The sequence below is a fragment of the Salegentibacter tibetensis genome (assembly GCF_020164485.1).
Taxonomy (GTDB): domain Bacteria; phylum Bacteroidota; class Bacteroidia; order Flavobacteriales; family Flavobacteriaceae; genus Salegentibacter; species Salegentibacter tibetensis.
The window spans coordinates 1-15544 of the sequence record NZ_JAIQZA010000006.1 but is presented as its reverse complement, the minus strand read 5'-3'; the positions used below and the strand labels follow the sequence as shown (position 1 = coordinate 15544).

The 15544-nt window shown below is 36.9% G+C and carries 16 protein-coding genes and 1 riboswitch; of the genes, 7 read left to right on the top strand and 9 right to left on the bottom strand.

What is annotated here, in order from left to right:
• Position 1 precedes the first annotated feature (1 nt).
• Entirely contained in the window at positions 2 to 859 is an 858-nt protein-coding gene (gene nadC, locus LB467_RS04425; protein ID WP_224472817.1) for a carboxylating nicotinate-nucleotide diphosphorylase, read from the bottom strand.
• A 51-nt stretch (positions 860 to 910) separates the two neighbouring features.
• On the opposite strand from nadC, the gene rlmH reads away from it, so the two are divergent.
• The 4 genes from rlmH to LB467_RS04405 all read left to right on the top strand — a co-directional run bounded on the left by rlmH (position 911) and on the right by LB467_RS04405 (position 4652).
• Positions 911 to 1384: a 23S rRNA (pseudouridine(1915)-N(3))-methyltransferase RlmH gene (rlmH, locus tag LB467_RS04420; protein ID WP_224472816.1), complete on the top strand. Its 474-nt coding sequence runs from the start codon at positions 911 to 913 to the stop codon at positions 1382 to 1384.
• A gap of 9 nt (positions 1385 to 1393) precedes the next feature.
• Complete coding sequence (locus tag LB467_RS04415; RefSeq protein WP_224472815.1) at positions 1394 to 1966, top strand: non-canonical purine NTP diphosphatase; 573 nt, start codon at positions 1394 to 1396, stop codon at positions 1964 to 1966.
• Positions 1967 to 2029: 63 nt separating this feature from the next.
• Entirely contained in the window at positions 2030 to 3820 is a 1791-nt protein-coding gene (locus LB467_RS04410) for a DEAD/DEAH box helicase (protein WP_224472814.1), read from the top strand.
• 76 nt (positions 3821 to 3896) lie between these two features.
• A complete protein-coding gene (locus LB467_RS04405; protein ID WP_224472813.1) occupies positions 3897 to 4652 on the top strand; it encodes a carboxypeptidase-like regulatory domain-containing protein in 756 nt (251 codons plus the stop codon).
• Here the strand turns inward: LB467_RS04405 and LB467_RS04400 are convergent.
• The gene (locus LB467_RS04400) at positions 4649 to 5191 is read right to left on the bottom strand and encodes an SRPBCC family protein (protein ID WP_224472812.1); all 543 of its coding nucleotides are present in this window, start codon (positions 5189 to 5191) and stop codon (positions 4649 to 4651) included. The genes LB467_RS04405 and LB467_RS04400 overlap by 4 nt on opposite strands.
• Positions 5192 to 5213: 22 nt before the next feature.
• The gene (locus tag LB467_RS04395) at positions 5214 to 5873 is read right to left on the bottom strand and encodes a TrmH family RNA methyltransferase (protein ID WP_224472811.1); all 660 of its coding nucleotides are present in this window, start codon (positions 5871 to 5873) and stop codon (positions 5214 to 5216) included.
• A 205-nt stretch (positions 5874 to 6078) separates the two neighbouring features.
• Here LB467_RS04395 and LB467_RS04390 point away from each other — a divergent pair, with 205 nt between their 5' ends.
• Both LB467_RS04390 and purB read left to right on the top strand, forming a co-directional pair.
• Positions 6079 to 6762: an SIR2 family NAD-dependent protein deacylase gene (locus LB467_RS04390; protein ID WP_224472810.1), complete on the top strand. Its 684-nt coding sequence runs from the start codon at positions 6079 to 6081 to the stop codon at positions 6760 to 6762.
• 97 nt (positions 6763 to 6859) lie between these two features.
• Complete coding sequence (purB, locus tag LB467_RS04385; RefSeq protein WP_224472809.1) at positions 6860 to 8197, top strand: adenylosuccinate lyase; 1338 nt, start codon at positions 6860 to 6862, stop codon at positions 8195 to 8197.
• Between the two features lie 130 nt (positions 8198 to 8327).
• Here purB and LB467_RS04380 read toward each other — a convergent pair whose 3' ends face one another.
• From LB467_RS04380 to LB467_RS04365, 4 genes are read right to left on the bottom strand one after another with little or no spacing between them, the layout of a single operon-like run.
• The gene (locus tag LB467_RS04380; protein ID WP_224472808.1) at positions 8328 to 8873 is read right to left on the bottom strand and encodes a DUF4252 domain-containing protein; all 546 of its coding nucleotides are present in this window, start codon (positions 8871 to 8873) and stop codon (positions 8328 to 8330) included.
• A 21-nt stretch (positions 8874 to 8894) separates the two neighbouring features.
• The gene (locus LB467_RS04375; protein ID WP_224472807.1) at positions 8895 to 9422 is read right to left on the bottom strand and encodes a DUF4252 domain-containing protein; all 528 of its coding nucleotides are present in this window, start codon (positions 9420 to 9422) and stop codon (positions 8895 to 8897) included.
• Between the two features lie 3 nt (positions 9423 to 9425).
• Positions 9426 to 9878, bottom strand: coding sequence for a hypothetical protein (locus LB467_RS04370; protein WP_224472806.1), 453 nt, complete (start codon positions 9876 to 9878; stop codon positions 9426 to 9428).
• Positions 9859 to 10374, bottom strand: a complete 516-nt coding sequence (locus LB467_RS04365; RefSeq protein ID WP_224472805.1) for an RNA polymerase sigma factor — start codon at positions 10372 to 10374, stop codon at positions 9859 to 9861. Before LB467_RS04365 ends, LB467_RS04370 begins: the two co-directional genes overlap by 20 nt.
• 121 nt (positions 10375 to 10495) lie before the next feature.
• Here LB467_RS04365 and LB467_RS04360 point away from each other — a divergent pair, with 121 nt between their 5' ends.
• Complete coding sequence (locus tag LB467_RS04360; protein WP_224472804.1) at positions 10496 to 11983, top strand: S41 family peptidase; 1488 nt, start codon at positions 10496 to 10498, stop codon at positions 11981 to 11983.
• Positions 11984 to 12065: 82 nt separating this feature from the next.
• Here LB467_RS04360 and LB467_RS04355 read toward each other — a convergent pair whose 3' ends face one another.
• Both LB467_RS04355 and LB467_RS04350 read right to left on the bottom strand, forming a co-directional pair.
• Positions 12066 to 13118 carry a YncE family protein gene (locus LB467_RS04355; RefSeq protein ID WP_224472803.1) on the bottom strand — a complete coding sequence of 351 codons (1053 nt, stop codon included), beginning with the start codon at positions 13116 to 13118 and terminating at the stop codon, positions 12066 to 12068.
• 87 nt (positions 13119 to 13205) lie between these two features.
• Positions 13206 to 15047 (bottom strand): TonB-dependent receptor plug domain-containing protein, encoded by a 1842-nt coding sequence (locus LB467_RS04350; protein WP_224472802.1) that lies wholly within the window; start codon positions 15045 to 15047, stop codon positions 13206 to 13208.
• A gap of 34 nt (positions 15048 to 15081) precedes the next feature.
• Positions 15082 to 15342, bottom strand: a riboswitch (cobalamin riboswitch).
• Between the last annotated feature and the right edge of the window lie 202 nt (positions 15343 to 15544).

Below are 15544 nucleotides of genomic sequence, written 5' to 3'. Positions count from 1 at the left end.
ATTATATTGCTTTTAGACTGAGATCTAAATTGTAAACTGAATGCGTTAGTGCACCACTGGAAATATAATCTACTCCACATTCTGCATATTTACGTGCGGTTTCCAGAGTAATTCCACCGCTGGATTCTGTTAAGCATTTGCCATTTATAAGTTTTACCGCCTCCCGCGTATCTTCATAATTAAAGTTATCTATTAGAATTCGATAAACACCTTCGCTTTCTAAAATTTCTTCAATTTCTTTTAAATTTCTTGCCTCAGCAATTATTTTAAGATCAAGTTCATTTGCCTTAAGGTAATCTTTAGTTTTGTTAATAGCTTTGGAAATTCCGCCGGCAAAATCTATATGATTGTCCTTTAACATGATCATATCGTATAAAGCGAACCTATGGTTTTCTCCTCCCCCAATCTTTACTGCCCATTTTTCTAAAGCGCGTATGCCGGGAGTGGTTTTTCGGGTATCCAAAATTTTGGTATTCGTACCTTCCAATTTTTGCACAAAAGTGTTAGTCTTAGTAGCTATAGCGCTCATTCTTTGCATCGCATTTAACACCAATCTTTCAGCCTTTAAAATAGACTGGGAACTTCCTTCAACATAAAATGCAATATCGCCACGGTCTATAGCTTTCCCGTCTTTAATTAAAACTTCAATTTTCAGTTCAGGATCAAGTTTTTCAAAAACTTTCAGGGCAAAATCCACACCCGCCAAAATTCCTTTATCCTTTACTAGAAGTTTGGCTTTTCCTCTGGCTCCTGCAGGAATACAGGCTAAGGAGCTATGATCACCTTCTCCAACGTCTTCCCTAAGCGCATTTTCTATTATTAGGTTTATTTCTTTTTCAAATTGTTCTTTTGAGATCATTTGCAATACTTATTTTTGTAAATGTAGCAAAGTCTGCGTTAAATCTACCGAATGACCATAAAATTACTCTGCATAGGAAAGACCGATAACCGGGAGCTAAAACAACTTATTGAGGTTTATAAAAAGCGACTTCAGTTTTATAATAAATTTGAAATTGAAATTATTCCAGACCTAAAAAAGACAAAAAATTTTGATGAAAATCAGCAGAAAGAAAAGGAGGGGGAATTAATCCTTGCTAAAGTTCAGAATTCAAACTATTTGGTACTTTTAGATGAAAATGGAAAAGAATTTTCTTCGGAAAAATTTTCAGCATATATTCAAAAGCGATTAAACAGCGGTCTCAAGCAGCTTATTTTTGTGATTGGCGGTCCTTATGGTTTTTCTGAAGCGGTTTACCAAAGAGCTGATGCTAAAGTCGCACTTTCACAGATGACCTTTTCCCACCAAATGGTGCGATTATTCTTTACCGAACAATTATATCGTGCTTTCACTATTTTAAAAAACGAACCCTACCACCACCGTTAAACTTAACCTATGGAACTTGTATTCGCCACACACAATAAAAATAAACTGATTGAAATCAAGGCACTTTTGCCGCACTACATAAAACTTTTATCCTTAGATGATATTGGATGTACTGAAGAAATACCGGAAACTTCCGATACTATAGAAGGTAACGCAATTTTAAAAGCTGAGCACGTAAAGAATCGTTACGGTTATAATTGTTTTGCCGATGATACAGGACTTGAAGTAGAAGCGCTAAACGGGGAACCCGGGGTTTACTCTGCTCGCTATGCAGGCGATGATAAAGATGATACCGCAAATGTGAGAAAATTGCTTAGCCAGTTAGAAAACAAAGAAAACCGAAACGCGCAATTTAAAACAGCTATCGCTTTAAATCTAAATGAGAACCAAAATCTTTTTACCGGAATTTGTAAAGGAGAAATTATAAAAGAGCAACGTGGCGACAAAGGTTTTGGATATGATCCGGTCTTCAAACCCAATGATTTTGAATATACTTTTGCTGAAATGAATTTAAGCGAAAAATCTAAGATTAGTCATCGCGGAAAAGCTTTTAGAGCGCTAATCGCCTATCTTTCAAAATAAAGGAAGTAGATAGCTGTAAATTGCTATCTAAGCCGTACCTTTGCCGCTTATTTAATTTTTTATATGAACAAATTTGAACAATTAGGTTTAAACCCTTCTATTCTTAAAGCAGTCGAAGAAATGGGTTTTACAGACCCCAGTGAAATACAGGAAAAAGCGATTCCTGTTTTACTAAACGAAGATACCGATATGGTGGCATTAGCCCAAACCGGTACAGGAAAGACAGCTGCTTTTGGATTCCCGCTTATCCAGAAAATTGACGTAAGTAAAAGACATACCCAGGCATTAATTCTTTCACCAACCCGTGAACTTTGCCTGCAGATTACCAACGAAATAAAGAATTACGCTAAATTTGAAAAAGGTCTTAACCCGGTTGCCATCTATGGTGGCGCCAGCATTACAGACCAGGCCAGACAAATTGAACGTGGAGCGCAAATTATTGTAGCTACCCCGGGACGTATGCAGGATATGATTAATCGTAACCTGGTAGATATCTCTAAAATTGAGTATTGTGTTTTAGATGAAGCTGATGAAATGCTTAATATGGGCTTCTTCGAAGACATTAAAGCTATCCTTTCACATACACCAAAAGAAAAGCATACATGGTTATTTTCTGCAACGATGCCAAAAGAAGTTGCAACTATCGCCAAGAAATTTATGCGTACTCCTATTGAAATTACCGTAGGATCTAAAAACCAGGGAACATCTAATGTATCCCACGAGTTTTACCTGGTAAATTCAAGACAACGTTACGAAGCCTTAAAAAGACTGGCAGATGCCAATCCAGATATCTTTTCGGTAATTTTTTGCCGAACAAAAAGAGATACTCAAAAAGTAGCTGAAAAACTTATTGAAGACGGTTACAGCGCTGCAGCATTGCACGGTGACCTTAGCCAGAACCAACGTGATTTGGTAATGAAAAGTTTTAGAAGCAAACAAATCCAGATGTTGGTGGCTACAGATGTTGCTGCCCGTGGAATTGACGTAGATGATATTACTCACGTAATCAACTACCAGCTACCTGATGAGATTGAAACTTATACTCACCGTAGTGGCCGTACCGGTCGTGCAGGAAAGAGTGGAGTTTCCATGGTTATTGTTACCAAAAGTGAAATGCGTAAGATCAAAAGTATTGAGCGTATTATTCAGCAGAAATTCGAACAAAAAGATATTCCTGACGGAATGGAAATTTGTCGTGTTCAGTTGTTTCACCTTGCCAATGATATTAAGGAAACAAAGATTAACCCTGAGATAGAAGCTTATTTACCTAGTATTAATGAAGTTTTGGAAGATTTTACTAAAGAAGAACTTATCAAAAAGTTCTTTTCTGTAGAGTTCACCCGTTTCTTCAACTATTACAAAAATTCTGAAGGATTAAGTTCTCCTTCTGCTCCTGCAGATGGAGGAGGTTCCGGAGATTCTACACGCTACTTTATTAATGTTGGCTCCAAAGACGGATTCGATTGGATGAGCTTAAAGGATTTCCTTAAGGCAACTCTGGATCTTGGACGTGACGATGTTTATAAAGTTGATGTAAAAGACAGTTTCTCTTTCTTTAATACAGATACAAAAAATACCGATACTGTTTTAACTACTTTTAAAGACTTTAAGCATCAGGGTAGGTTTATAAATGTTGAAGAAACTACAGATACCGGCGGTCGGGGAAAACGTGGCGGCGGTGGCGGAGGCGGCCGAAAAGGCGGCAAATTCAACAAGAGTGGTAAAAAGCCTGATTTTAAAGGTGGTGGCCGCAGGCGATCAGAAGGTTCTGGTGATTCGGGAAGAGGAAAAAAATCCGGTAACCGAAGCAGTAACATTGAAAGTTCCTTAAAAAGAAGACGCAGCAAAAATTAAATTCACATCTGGCGCCTAAATTTTAAATTATGGCATTGTTTTTTATAAGTATTTTATAATTTAGGCGCCAATTGTTATGAAGAAATTCTTTTTTCCCCTTTTATTACTTTTTTTATCTCTCCAGGCATTCTCACAGGATGTTATATCAGGAACCGTTATGAATGCGGCCGATGATAAACCTATTGAAAAAGTGCATATCGTGAACCTCAACCAGGTTAAAGGTGCAGTTAGTGAAGAAGATGGAACTTTTAAACTGCAGGCGACAGTTAATGATACTTTGTATTTTTCTTACTTAGGATTCAGATCTATTAAGGTTAGAGTTACCAATGACTGGCTTAAATACGGAAATGTAAAGGTAAAAATGACCGAATTGGGAATTGCTTTGGAAGAAGTAGTTTTAAAACCTGTAACACTTACCGGATATCTTGAGATTGACGCCAGAAATATTCCGATTTATGAGAATAACCGCTACAGCATCTCAGGATTAAATGCCGGTTATGAAGGTGGAGATAACTCAGCCAGTGCGGTTTCCCGTACTTTAGGAGCAATCTTTAATCCTGCCGATTTGATGCATAATATTTTTGGAAAAAAACCAAAACAAATGCGGAAATTAAGGCAGATGAAAGAAGATGATGAAATTAGAACACTGCTTAGAAATAAATTTGACAGGGAAACTCTTATCGCCCTGCTTCCAATAAATAAGGTAGAGATAGATGAAATTCTGCAACGCTGCAGCTATTCTAAAGATTTTTTAAGATCGGCAAACGATCTTCAAATTTTGGATGCTTTAAGTGGATGCTACGAAGAATATCGGGTTTTACAACGCAACTAAACCTTTACTCTTTTTTCCATTTTAGTTTTTAAATTAATCAGGCCCTTTTCAAGATCCTGCCCCATCAATTTATCGGGACTATAAAACAAGCTTATAACTGAAAGCGGAAATGGCAGATTTCCTCTAATTCCCCAAACGACTTTAGATTTTCCGGGTTCTATTTCTTTTACTGCAAAATAGGTTAGCAAACTAACCTTAACCGGCTTCACAAATAAAATCCTTGTTTCAAAAACTCTGGGGTGTTTTACTTTTATAATCTTTTGAATACCCTCTCCTATTTCCTTGTTTTTACTTCTCCAGTAAATAGCCGCACCTAGTTTACCATCTTCACCTTTATGTTTTAAAACAACTTGAGGATGTTTTGAAAACCAGGGTACCCAAAGTGGATGCTTCTTCAATTGCCTTACATAGCTAAACACCACATCGCGAGGAGAATTAATCACCATCGTTCGGCTGATGTCATATCTCTTCTTCGCCCAGGCGTGTAGAAAAGCAATAAACGTAATAAATGCTATAAGTAGGTAGAAAAAAAGGGTCATTAGAAAAAATTATTCAACTAATTTATGAATTTTCTGCTTGGTACTGTGCTATAATTGAATCTGAATTTTTTATACACTTTTTCAACCAGTGATATTTAAGAGCTATTTTTTCTTCCTCAGATAATTGCCAGCCAATTTCACTGCTTTTTAATCTGGAAGTAATACTCTGTAAAATAATAGCTGCAGAAACTGAAATATTAAGACTTTCAGTAAAACCCACCATGGGTATATTTAATCTACAATCGGCTTCCTTCAAAATTTCTTCACTTAAGCCGTCTTTTTCTGTTCCGAAGAAGATAGCCGAGGGTTTTTCTATATCAAAATCTTTGAGTGCTGTACTTTCTCCGTAAGGTGTTGTGGCCACAATTTGATATCCTTTGGCTCGTAATTCTTTGATGCATTCTTTTGAAGTAGAATACCGATTAACATCTACCCATTTTTGGGCGCCCATTGCAATTTCCCGGTCAATTCGTTTAGGTTTTCGTTCTTCTATTACGTGAATATTTTGAATTCCAAAAACCTCACAACTCCTAATTACAGCGCTGGTATTATGCAGCTGATAAACATCCTGCGTAGCAACCGTAAAATGATTGGTTCGCTGCGAAATCACCTTGTCAAATAAAGCAATACGCCTTGGCGTAAGAAAAGTTTCCAGATGGGCCAGAAGGTTGATTTTTTGCATAGGCTAAAATTAAAAAACCCGACAGGAAGTCGGGCGGTTTCAAAAGAAATATTTTTAATTTTTTAAAAACTTAGTTATTAATAAATTTAGAGTCAATAAAACGCAATCAAATGCTTTTTTAATTATCAGATCTATTTGTAGATACGGGATAGGACGTTTTAACGGGTGTTAAGGTTTATAAAAATGATTCGCAAACTATATTAATATGAAAAAAATAGTAATTCTTACCGGAGCTGGGATTAGTGCAGAAAGTGGTATACAAACTTTTAGGGACGCTGATGGCCTCTGGGAAGGTCACGATGTGATGGAGGTGGCCTCTCCCATGGGATGGGAAAGCAATCAAGAGTTAGTTTTGGATTTCTACAATAAAAGACGGCGGCAATTACTTGAAGTAGAACCAAATGCTGCACATAAAGCTTTAGCCGATTTGGAAAAAAAATTTGATGTAGAAATTATAACGCAGAACATCGATGATCTCCACGAAAGAGCCGGAAGTACCAGGGTCACCCATTTGCACGGCGAGCTATTAAAAGCAAGGAGCACTTTTAATGAAAAACTTGTAATGGATTGGAGACAGGATATTAAACCTGGTGATTTCTGCGAGTTCAACCATCAGCTTAGGCCACATGTAGTTTGGTTTGGTGAAGCGGTTCCAATGTTTGAAAAAGCTATGGAAATTGTTACCGAAGCCGAAATACTTATTATTATAGGAACTTCAATGCAGGTTTATCCGGCGGCAGGTCTCGTAGATTTTGCAGCTCAAGAGATCCCTGTTTACTTTATAGACCCTAAACCAAATATCTCAGAAAAAGGAAACCTTCATATTATTGCTAAAAAGGCTTCAGTAGGAGTTACTAAGCTTGTACAGGATTTGATAAATTCAGCTTAAAAAACTAAAGCTAAAAAAGGAAAAAGAAATGCCACTGCGGTTTTAAAGATTATCTGGAAGCAGTATCTTTACGCCTTTTAATTTCTAAATCAAATACATGACACCGCTAACCGCCATTTCCCCAATAGATGGAAGATATCATTCCAAAACCAAACAACTTTCAGTTTATTTTAGCGAAGAAGCTCTAATAAGGTATCGTGTAAAGGTTGAAGTGGAATATTTTATTGCGCTTTGCGAATTGCCGCTACCTCAACTTAAAGATGTAGATCATTCGGTTTTTAGCCACTTGCGTGCTATCTATGAGAACTTCACCACTATTGATGCACAAGCGGTGAAGGAGATTGAAAAAACCACCAATCACGATGTAAAAGCCGTAGAATATCTTTTAAAGAATAAGTTTGATGAATTAGGACTGGAAGCTCATAAAGAGTTTATTCACTTCGGCCTCACTTCCCAGGACATCAACAATACAGCCGTTCCTTTAAGTTTAAGGGACGCGATTGAAGCTGAGTACATTCCGGAAGTAGAACAAATTATCGCTAAACTCACCCAACTTTCTCAAGATTGGGCCAATATACCTTTACTGGCCAGAACGCACGGCCAACCGGCTTCCCCAACCCGTTTAGGAAAAGAAATAGAAGTTTTTATCACCCGTTTAGAGTCTCAGCTCGATCTTTTAAATAAAGTTCCTCACGCGGCGAAATTCGGCGGAGCCACGGGAAATTTCAATGCGCATAAAGTAGCTTATCCAAATACCGACTGGAAAGAATTTGGGACTGATTTTGTTCAGAAAAAACTGGGATTACACCATTCTTTTCCCACTACCCAAATTGAGCATTACGACCATATGGCTGCTCTATTTGATAGTTTAAAAAGGATAAATACCATTTTAATAGATCTAGATCGCGATATCTGGACCTATGTTTCTATGGATTATTTTAAACAAAAGATTAAAAAAGGGGAAATAGGTTCTTCGGCAATGCCGCATAAAGTGAATCCTATAGATTTTGAAAACAGCGAAGGGAATTTAGGTATTGCCAATGCTATTTTTGAACATCTTTCAGCAAAATTACCACTTAGTCGTCTGCAACGAGACCTTACCGATAGTACGGTGCTAAGAAATATTGGCGTACCGATGGGACACACAAGTATCGCATTTAAAAGCACTTTAAAAGGCCTGGATAAATTATTGCTGAATGAAGAAAAGCTGAATCAAGACCTGGAAGCCAATTGGGCGGTAGTTGCCGAGGCAATTCAAACCATTTTGCGCCGGGAAGGTTTCAAGAACCCTTATGAAGCCCTAAAAGGGCTAACCCGAACCAACGAAAAAATCAATAAAAAAAGCATCGCAGATTTTATTGAAACTTTGGATGTTTCTGAAGCAGTAAAAGAAGAACTTAAAAAAATTACCCCGCAGAATTATACGGGGATTTAAACTAAAAAAGAGGTTGTTTGAAAGACATTTATGTCACCCTGACCTGATTTTAGGGTCTAACAAGTTAGATCTGAAACAAGTTCAGATTGACGGCCACTTTCAAACAACCTCTTCATTTCAACTAATAAAACTATTCTTCAAGTTCGGTTTTAAACATTCCTGTTATTCCCTTAAGGCCATTTACATCTATATCACCTTTATCCAGTGATTTCATTAATTCCATTAATTTCTGTGGGTTCATGTCTTTTCCTAAAAGACGGGCAACTCCAACTCCTTTAGCATCATCATAACCGTATACGATAATTTCATCTATAGCATCCTCATCTCCTGTAAAATAGATTTCCGCTCTGCGATTGTTTGAACCGTATTTCATTAAAAGCTGATACTTTTCATCCTGGAAAATATCGGTTAGCTTTGCTTTTTCAGCTTCATATTCTTTTTTGCTTTCCTTTACGGGTAAAGCCAGGACATTTATCTTTTTCACACTTTCAAGGGTTTCTTTTTGATTCTCATCAAGCTCTTCAGTTTTCGCGAACATACTAGTAGGAATATCTAAAGCGATAAATTTATTATCCTGTTGATTTTCTACATAATACTCCTGCAAACTCGGCTCGTTGGCACAAGAAACAAATGCAACAGCGGCCAAAGCCAAACCTAAAATTTTTATTGATTTCATTTTTGTTGAATTAAAATTAATCTAAGATTTTTTTTCTACATTTTTAAGTTCTTCCGCCCCGGGAATTTTAAGGTCTGAAGTTAAGCGAGATAATTGCGAGAGGTCTATTTCTCCAGTGATACTTAGAATCACAGAAATTGGCTCCCCTTCCTTCTCACCTTCCATAAACATAAACAGCTCGTTTACGTAATTATCATTTTTTCCGCCTTTTGAGTAAAAACGAATATTCTTACCATCTTCTTTCACCCGCATTAACTGGTCTAAAGAATTTGAACTTAAATAGTTCTCTACATCTTTTTGCATCTGGCTCCTTACCGAAGCAGTAGTACTGGTAAACATCTTAATTTCATCAAGATTCTCTATCAGTTTCAAATATTCCCTGGCTTCAGGATTATCTTCGCTTAAATCTACTTTGGCAAGCATTTTAAACATCTTGCTGGTCATTACCATCGCATCAACATCTTTCATGTTTTCATACTTGGCAAAAGACTGGGCCTGCGTTATTACCGGCAAAAGGCCAATTATAATAACTATTGCTATCTTTTTCATGGGTTATTCAGTTTTTATAAATTTATTTTTGGTGTTATTAAATTCTTTTAAATAAATAAGGTCTTCCTTGCCCTCGTTCATCAATTCGGAAACCATTTTTAAAGCTTCCATACTTTTTTGTAAAGCTTCTTCCTTATCCTGAATAGTGCCAAGATCGCTATCGTTCATTTCCATAGGTTTATTCTGAAAAAAGAATAGCCCTACTACCAGAATTACACTCGCTGCAATAGCCGTCCATAAGTACTTATTCCCTTTCTCTGAAGCAGGCAATTGTACCTTCCGCTCCATAATTGGTTTTCTTGATTTTTCTGAAAAAGCAAATATTAACTGATAGCTTTTTAAATCATCTGGCACTTCATTGTGTTGAAAATATTCACGAAGCATATCTTCCTGGGCTAATGTGGTTTTACCGGCATCATATTTTTCCAGTAATTCTCTAATTTTTTGTAATTCCATAATTATGCTTGTTTGTTAAGCTTTCCCGTATTCTCTTTCTCGCTCTGGATAAAGCTACCCTAATGGCAGTTGGCTTCATCCTCGTAATTTCAGTAATTTCGTCAAATTCTAATTGCTCAATATCTCTAAGCTGAAAAACAATTTTTTGTTGTTCGGGCAACTCATTTACAATTTTATCTATCCAGTTAAGTTCATCTGTAATTTCTAATCCTTTTTGAAGAGAAATTGATTTATTTTCATAATTCTGATGAACAATTCTTAAATTATTATTCTTTTTCGCTTTTAATTCATCTAAACAGTAATTTTTTGTTAATGTCATTGCAAAAGCTTCAATATTGGTATAATCCTTGAGCTTATGTTCCCGATCCCATAATTTAAGGATTACTTCCTGGGTAGCATCTTCTGCCGCTTCTTTAGAGATAAGCAGTCGTAAAGCAAGCCGGTACATTTTATCTTTTACCGGGTTAATTTTTTCCAGGAAGGCTTGTTGTTTCATTTATGGTTGGTTTAATAACCTTCTTATCTATAAAACGATTAGCAATGATATTTGTTACAATAGGATTTTGAATTTAATTAATTGTGGGTATTTTTAGCAATCTAAAACAAACATAACATTTATGAAGATTAATAAACTGATTTTACTTTTATTCCTTGCCACCGGAATATTGAGCTCCTGCTCCAAAGACCAAGATGACGAACGCTTTCCGGTTGTGGAAGGTGGAGAAGAACCCGGGGAGACTCCTAATTTGGAAATCGAAAATTATCTATATGATGCCATGAGCATTTATTATGTTTATGAAGCCGATGTTCCAGAACTGGGAGAAGATTATTTTGATTCTGAAGAAGACAAAAACGAGTGGTTGGCAAGTTTTGATTCACCGGAAGACCTTTTTAGAAACGGACTTAAGGTACCAGCTCCAAAAGACCGCTTTAGTTTTATTACAAACGACTATACTATTTTAGAAAACAACCAGAGTGGTATAAGAACCACCACAGGAATGAAATACGGTTTAGTAAGATATGGGGAAGCCGGCGTTTTAGCTTACGTTCGCTATGTAATCTTAGGAAGTCCTGCCGATGAAGCCGGGGTAACCAGAGGAATGCTTTTTACAGAAATTGATGGGGAAGCTATGAATTTAACCAACTACCAATCTCTTTTAGCCAGAGATGGCTATACAATTTCTATAGCAGAAGTTAATGATAATAATGAAATTAGCGAGACTGGTGAAACTTTCGAGCTTAACAAGGTACAAATCACCGAAAATCCGATTTTAGTTTCTAAAGTTCTGGATATAGACGGCATTAATGTAGGTTATGTTATGTATAATAGTTTTACTGCAGATTTTGATGATGAATTAAACGCTGTTTTCGGAGATTTACAAGCTCAGGGTATTGATGAGTTGGTCTTAGACCTTAGATATAACGGGGGTGGCTCTGTAGAAAGTGCTGTAGATCTTTCCAGTATGGTTACAGGCCAGTTTAATGGTGAGATTTTTTCTAAACAAAATTGGAACGACCTTTTACAAAACCAGTTTACAGAAGAACAATTGGTAGATAGGTTTAATGACGAAATTAGAACAGGTGAAACTATTAACAGCCTTAACTTAAGTAAAGTCTACATTATAGGTACTTCTTCTACTGCCTCAGCCAGTGAACTGGTAATGAACGGCCTTGCCCCTTATATTAATGTAATCCATGTAGGTGAAAGCACGGTTGGAAAATTCCAGGCTGCAGCTCCTTTATATGATTCTCCCAACTATACAAGACAAAACCGCAATCCAAATCATAAATATGTTATCCAACCACTTATTTATGAAGCTAGAAATTCCAATGATGTTGCTTATTCTGAGGAAGGATTAATTCCTGATATAGAAGCGGAAGAAGATATTTTAAATCTTATTAAACTGGGTACAACAGAAGAACCATTGTTAGCCTCAGCACTTGCTGATATTACCGGTAACAGAATGGCAATACCGACATTATCTTATGATTCGCGATTTTCTAAAATTGGAGAAAGTGGTGAGACTGATATTGATTATCAAAGAATGTATGTAGACGAAATTCCTGAAGAAATCAGGAAAAAAGCTGCTGAAATCAAAAAATAACTTCAAAACCATATTTAATCTAACAGCCCCGTTTCTTAGCTGAAACGGGGCTTTTTTATGCAATTCAATTCAATAGAATATTTTATTCATTAAAGTAAAAACCATTAGGCCCTACTCCTACTTCTATATTCTCAAGTAATTCCCCGTTGGCAGTATAAACTTCAATAAAACTATTTGAAGCAAAATCTCCACCATCGGCTATATAAATTCTTCCGTTTTTAACTTCAAAACCATACATCACTCCCCACTGCGAATCGCTACTATAAGAAAGTAAGGTTTCTTCAGGTGCTGTTTCAGCGTTTTCCTCCATCACGAATACTGAATTCCCTATAGTGTAATAGATCATTCCATCTTCCAAATCAAGGTTGGCTGCGCTTCCGGCATCAGAAACAATAGCTATCTCAGAAACCTCTCCAGATACCAAATCAATTTTTTCAAGAGTGGCAGAACTTAATGCATAAAGCATCCCGTTTTTAATTTGAAAAGAATTAAGGTTTTCTTTAGTCTTAATGGTATTCACGATTTCATAAGAAGCTGCATCAATAACTGAAATTCCATTGCCTGAGCCAAAGACAGCGTTTTGCACATAAATTAATCCGTTTTCTTCTATAATATGCTCTGCAGGAGCATTCAAAGCAATGCTTTCCTCAACCTCTAAAGTTTCCAAATCTATAACGGCTACATAATCATCTGTGCTGCTATCGAAGGCGGCAAGGTTTGTTACATAAGCTTTCCCGTTTTCAACAACTCCGTATCGGGGAACCTGCAATCCGCTATCCACTTTCCCTACCAGCTCAAAAGTGTAGCGATCTACCACGGTTATCAAGTTAGAGCCATTAGAAATGATATAAGCGAGCTCCTCATTAAAGAAAATAGATTGCATAAATTGCCCAAGATCATCTCCACCATTTACTTGCTGATAAATTCCCTGTTCTACATTTTGAAATTCATTATCTATAAAAGTAACGCTACCTGCTCCCGAGCCCCCTTCGTTTAGCACAAAAAAACCATTTGTAAAGGCTCCTTGAGCCTGCGGTTCTTCTATGTTATCAATAGCATCGTCGTCACTGCTACATGAATTCAAAAATAAGCCACTTAAAATGGCCATTGTTAGTAATTTACTGATTCTCTTCATTGGTTTTAAATTTTAGCAATAAGCTGAGCAAATAGGCGGTTTAAAATAATCCGGTGTAATGCCTATTTACATACAGCATCATGCTGATTAAAAATTAAGGTTTAGGTATATATTAAAATTTCTACCGGGCATCCAGCGGTCTTGTACACTTTGGTATTCCTCATCAAAAATATTAAGCACTCTTGCTCCAATTTTATAGGTGTTTTTTTTGTTAAAATCGTATGACAGCCCCAGGTTTGAGACCAAATATGCATCCATATTATAACGGGAATTATTATCAGATCTCGTAAAAACTTCTCCATTATATAAAAGCTGATAATCAATACTGAAATCTTTAAAAGCGTAAGTAAGTGCCCCTGTGGTTTTGTGAAAAGGCACATAAATAAGCTGGTAACCGGTATTCATATTTTCTGAAACCGTATAGGCGTAAGTACCCGAAGCACTTATCTCGTGGCCTTTAAAAATTTGCTTTTTCCAGCCGGCCAGGGCTTCAAGGCCGTAGGTTTCTACTTTTTCTTCGTTTCTGGGACGCCAAACACCATTTTCTGAAGGCAGCCAGCGTATCATATCATTAATTTGGATATAGTACCCGGTAAGGCTAAATTTAAAGTCTTTATGCCTAAAATGATTTCCCAGTTCCACCTGATTGGAAGTTTCGGGATTAAGCTCTGGATTTCCGGCACCAGCCCAGTAAAGGTCATTGTAGGTAGGGATCCTAAAATTTCTGGAAACATTCATTTTTAAGCTATAGAAATCGGTAAATTCATAATGTGCTCCTGCAGAAAATAATAACGGGCTCTCGTAATTACGGGTTAATTCTTTCCTGATTCCCAATTCGTATTGCAGCTTTTCAAATGGCCTATGCTTCATTAATAATGCTGAAGAAAAGATATTTCGGGTGTTCTCTGTAATTCCAGACCCGGTACCGTCTGTATAAGTATTCGTCAATACGGCATTAAACTCCAACGTTTTGGATACCGAATAATTCAAATCGTATTTGCCAATTAGGGTTTGAGCTTCTCCAAAAGAATAATTTTCAGAAGTAATATTCGCGTAATACCGGTAGTTTTCATCCAGAAGTGCCAGCCTGGCCACCGAGACAAAATCCCCAAATTCACTTACCCATTCCAGTAGGTTTCGGGTATCAAAATTCTGGTATTTTGTTTTGGTTTCGGAGGGACGAATTAATGAGAAATGGCGTTCTCCATCAAAAACCTCACTAAAAAATTTTAAGGTGTTTTTTTCATTTAAACGATAAGCCAGGCCAACATTCAGGTTATTGTTATAAAATTCGCCGTTTTCATTCTGCCTGCCTTCCACCGGCCATTCATAGTCATTAGCTGAAGAATTCCTGGCTGCGGCTATACTCAAACTCCATTTTTTTCCAGAAATTTTTACTTTATAGCGTGCATCCAAGGTATTAAAGCTTCCGTATTGTAAGAAAATATCCTGTTTCGTTTTTCCGCTAAAATCAAGATTGGTATTTAAATGAACGGTACCACCAATAGCACCCGTTCCATAAACCACGCTTCCACCCCCACCACGCACGCTTATATTGTCAAATCCGCCGGCATTTAGCGTATTAAAATCGGTTTGTCCGTTAAACTGGGAATTGATATTGATCCCGTTCCACAAAACGGCGGTTTGGGAAGCTGTGGTTCCCCGAAAAGAAGGCGAGGAAACCATTCCCAGGCCATTCTCTTTAAAATAGATATGGGTATTAAAATTTAAGGCTGAAGTTAGCAGCGCCCCGTTTTTCTTTAAAATCGAATCGCTTAAAACAGTAACCTGCTGGCCGGTAGAAAAATCTTTCAACTTGGTATCGGTCAAAAAAACCTCGTCCAAAACGTTTAGTGTATCGTTTTGAGCAAGTACCGGCAAGCCACAAAGCAAGCCAAGAAATAAAATGTAATTTCGCGTTATTTTCATCTGCCCTCTGACTTTTATCCCGAAAGTCTAAGAATTTATTGGTTATATTCTGGCAGGTCTCCTGGCTCGCGTCTTGTTGTTTACCTTCCCATTCCAAAAAGGAACAGTGGTTTTTGAAGTGATAACAACAAACATTCCGATGTGAAATCGGAATTAAGCTTACAGTTGCGGGAACAGCTCAGGCTTTGCGAAGTTTAAAATATGAAGTAAAACTTCTAATATTTCGTCTTCTTCCTGATTCCCTTTTAATCGGCGTGAAAAAATTCACATCCGAACCAAAAATTTCAACGCGAAATTAAACATTTATCTGGGTTGCAACTATAAAATTCTAAATAATCTTACTTTTGGAAAGTCTTATTTTAGATATACTATTACTAGTGTCCGGTTAAGGAGTATGTGAATCATTGGGAAGTATGACTATATAAAGGATAAACGTTCATTGAAATATTTTTCGATTTGAAATTAAATTAGGGGAAATGATTGGAGCTTTGCCGGAT

Excerpts from the sequence above, each read along its gene's own strand:
- nadC (WP_224472817.1), bottom strand. The coding sequence starts at position 859 with ATGATCTCAAAAGAACAATTTGAAAAAGAAATAAACCTAATAATAGAA.
- rlmH (WP_224472816.1), top strand. The coding sequence starts at position 911 with ATGACCATAAAATTACTCTGCATAGGAAAGACCGATAACCGGGAGCTA.
- LB467_RS04415 (WP_224472815.1), top strand. The coding sequence starts at position 1,394 with ATGGAACTTGTATTCGCCACACACAATAAAAATAAACTGATTGAAATC.
- LB467_RS04410 (WP_224472814.1), top strand. The coding sequence starts at position 2,030 with ATGAACAAATTTGAACAATTAGGTTTAAACCCTTCTATTCTTAAAGCA.
- LB467_RS04405 (WP_224472813.1), top strand. The coding sequence starts at position 3,897 with ATGAAGAAATTCTTTTTTCCCCTTTTATTACTTTTTTTATCTCTCCAG.
- LB467_RS04400 (WP_224472812.1), bottom strand. The coding sequence starts at position 5,191 with ATGACCCTTTTTTTCTACCTACTTATAGCATTTATTACGTTTATTGCT.
- LB467_RS04395 (WP_224472811.1), bottom strand. The coding sequence starts at position 5,873 with ATGCAAAAAATCAACCTTCTGGCCCATCTGGAAACTTTTCTTACGCCA.
- LB467_RS04390 (WP_224472810.1), top strand. The coding sequence starts at position 6,079 with ATGAAAAAAATAGTAATTCTTACCGGAGCTGGGATTAGTGCAGAAAGT.
- purB (WP_224472809.1), top strand. The coding sequence starts at position 6,860 with ATGACACCGCTAACCGCCATTTCCCCAATAGATGGAAGATATCATTCC.
- LB467_RS04380 (WP_224472808.1), bottom strand. The coding sequence starts at position 8,873 with ATGAAATCAATAAAAATTTTAGGTTTGGCTTTGGCCGCTGTTGCATTT.
- LB467_RS04375 (WP_224472807.1), bottom strand. The coding sequence starts at position 9,422 with ATGAAAAAGATAGCAATAGTTATTATAATTGGCCTTTTGCCGGTAATA.
- LB467_RS04370 (WP_224472806.1), bottom strand. The coding sequence starts at position 9,878 with ATGGAATTACAAAAAATTAGAGAATTACTGGAAAAATATGATGCCGGT.
- LB467_RS04365 (WP_224472805.1), bottom strand. The coding sequence starts at position 10,374 with ATGAAACAACAAGCCTTCCTGGAAAAAATTAACCCGGTAAAAGATAAA.
- LB467_RS04360 (WP_224472804.1), top strand. The coding sequence starts at position 10,496 with ATGAAGATTAATAAACTGATTTTACTTTTATTCCTTGCCACCGGAATA.
- LB467_RS04355 (WP_224472803.1), bottom strand. The coding sequence starts at position 13,118 with ATGAAGAGAATCAGTAAATTACTAACAATGGCCATTTTAAGTGGCTTA.
- LB467_RS04350 (WP_224472802.1), bottom strand. The coding sequence starts at position 15,047 with ATGAAAATAACGCGAAATTACATTTTATTTCTTGGCTTGCTTTGTGGC.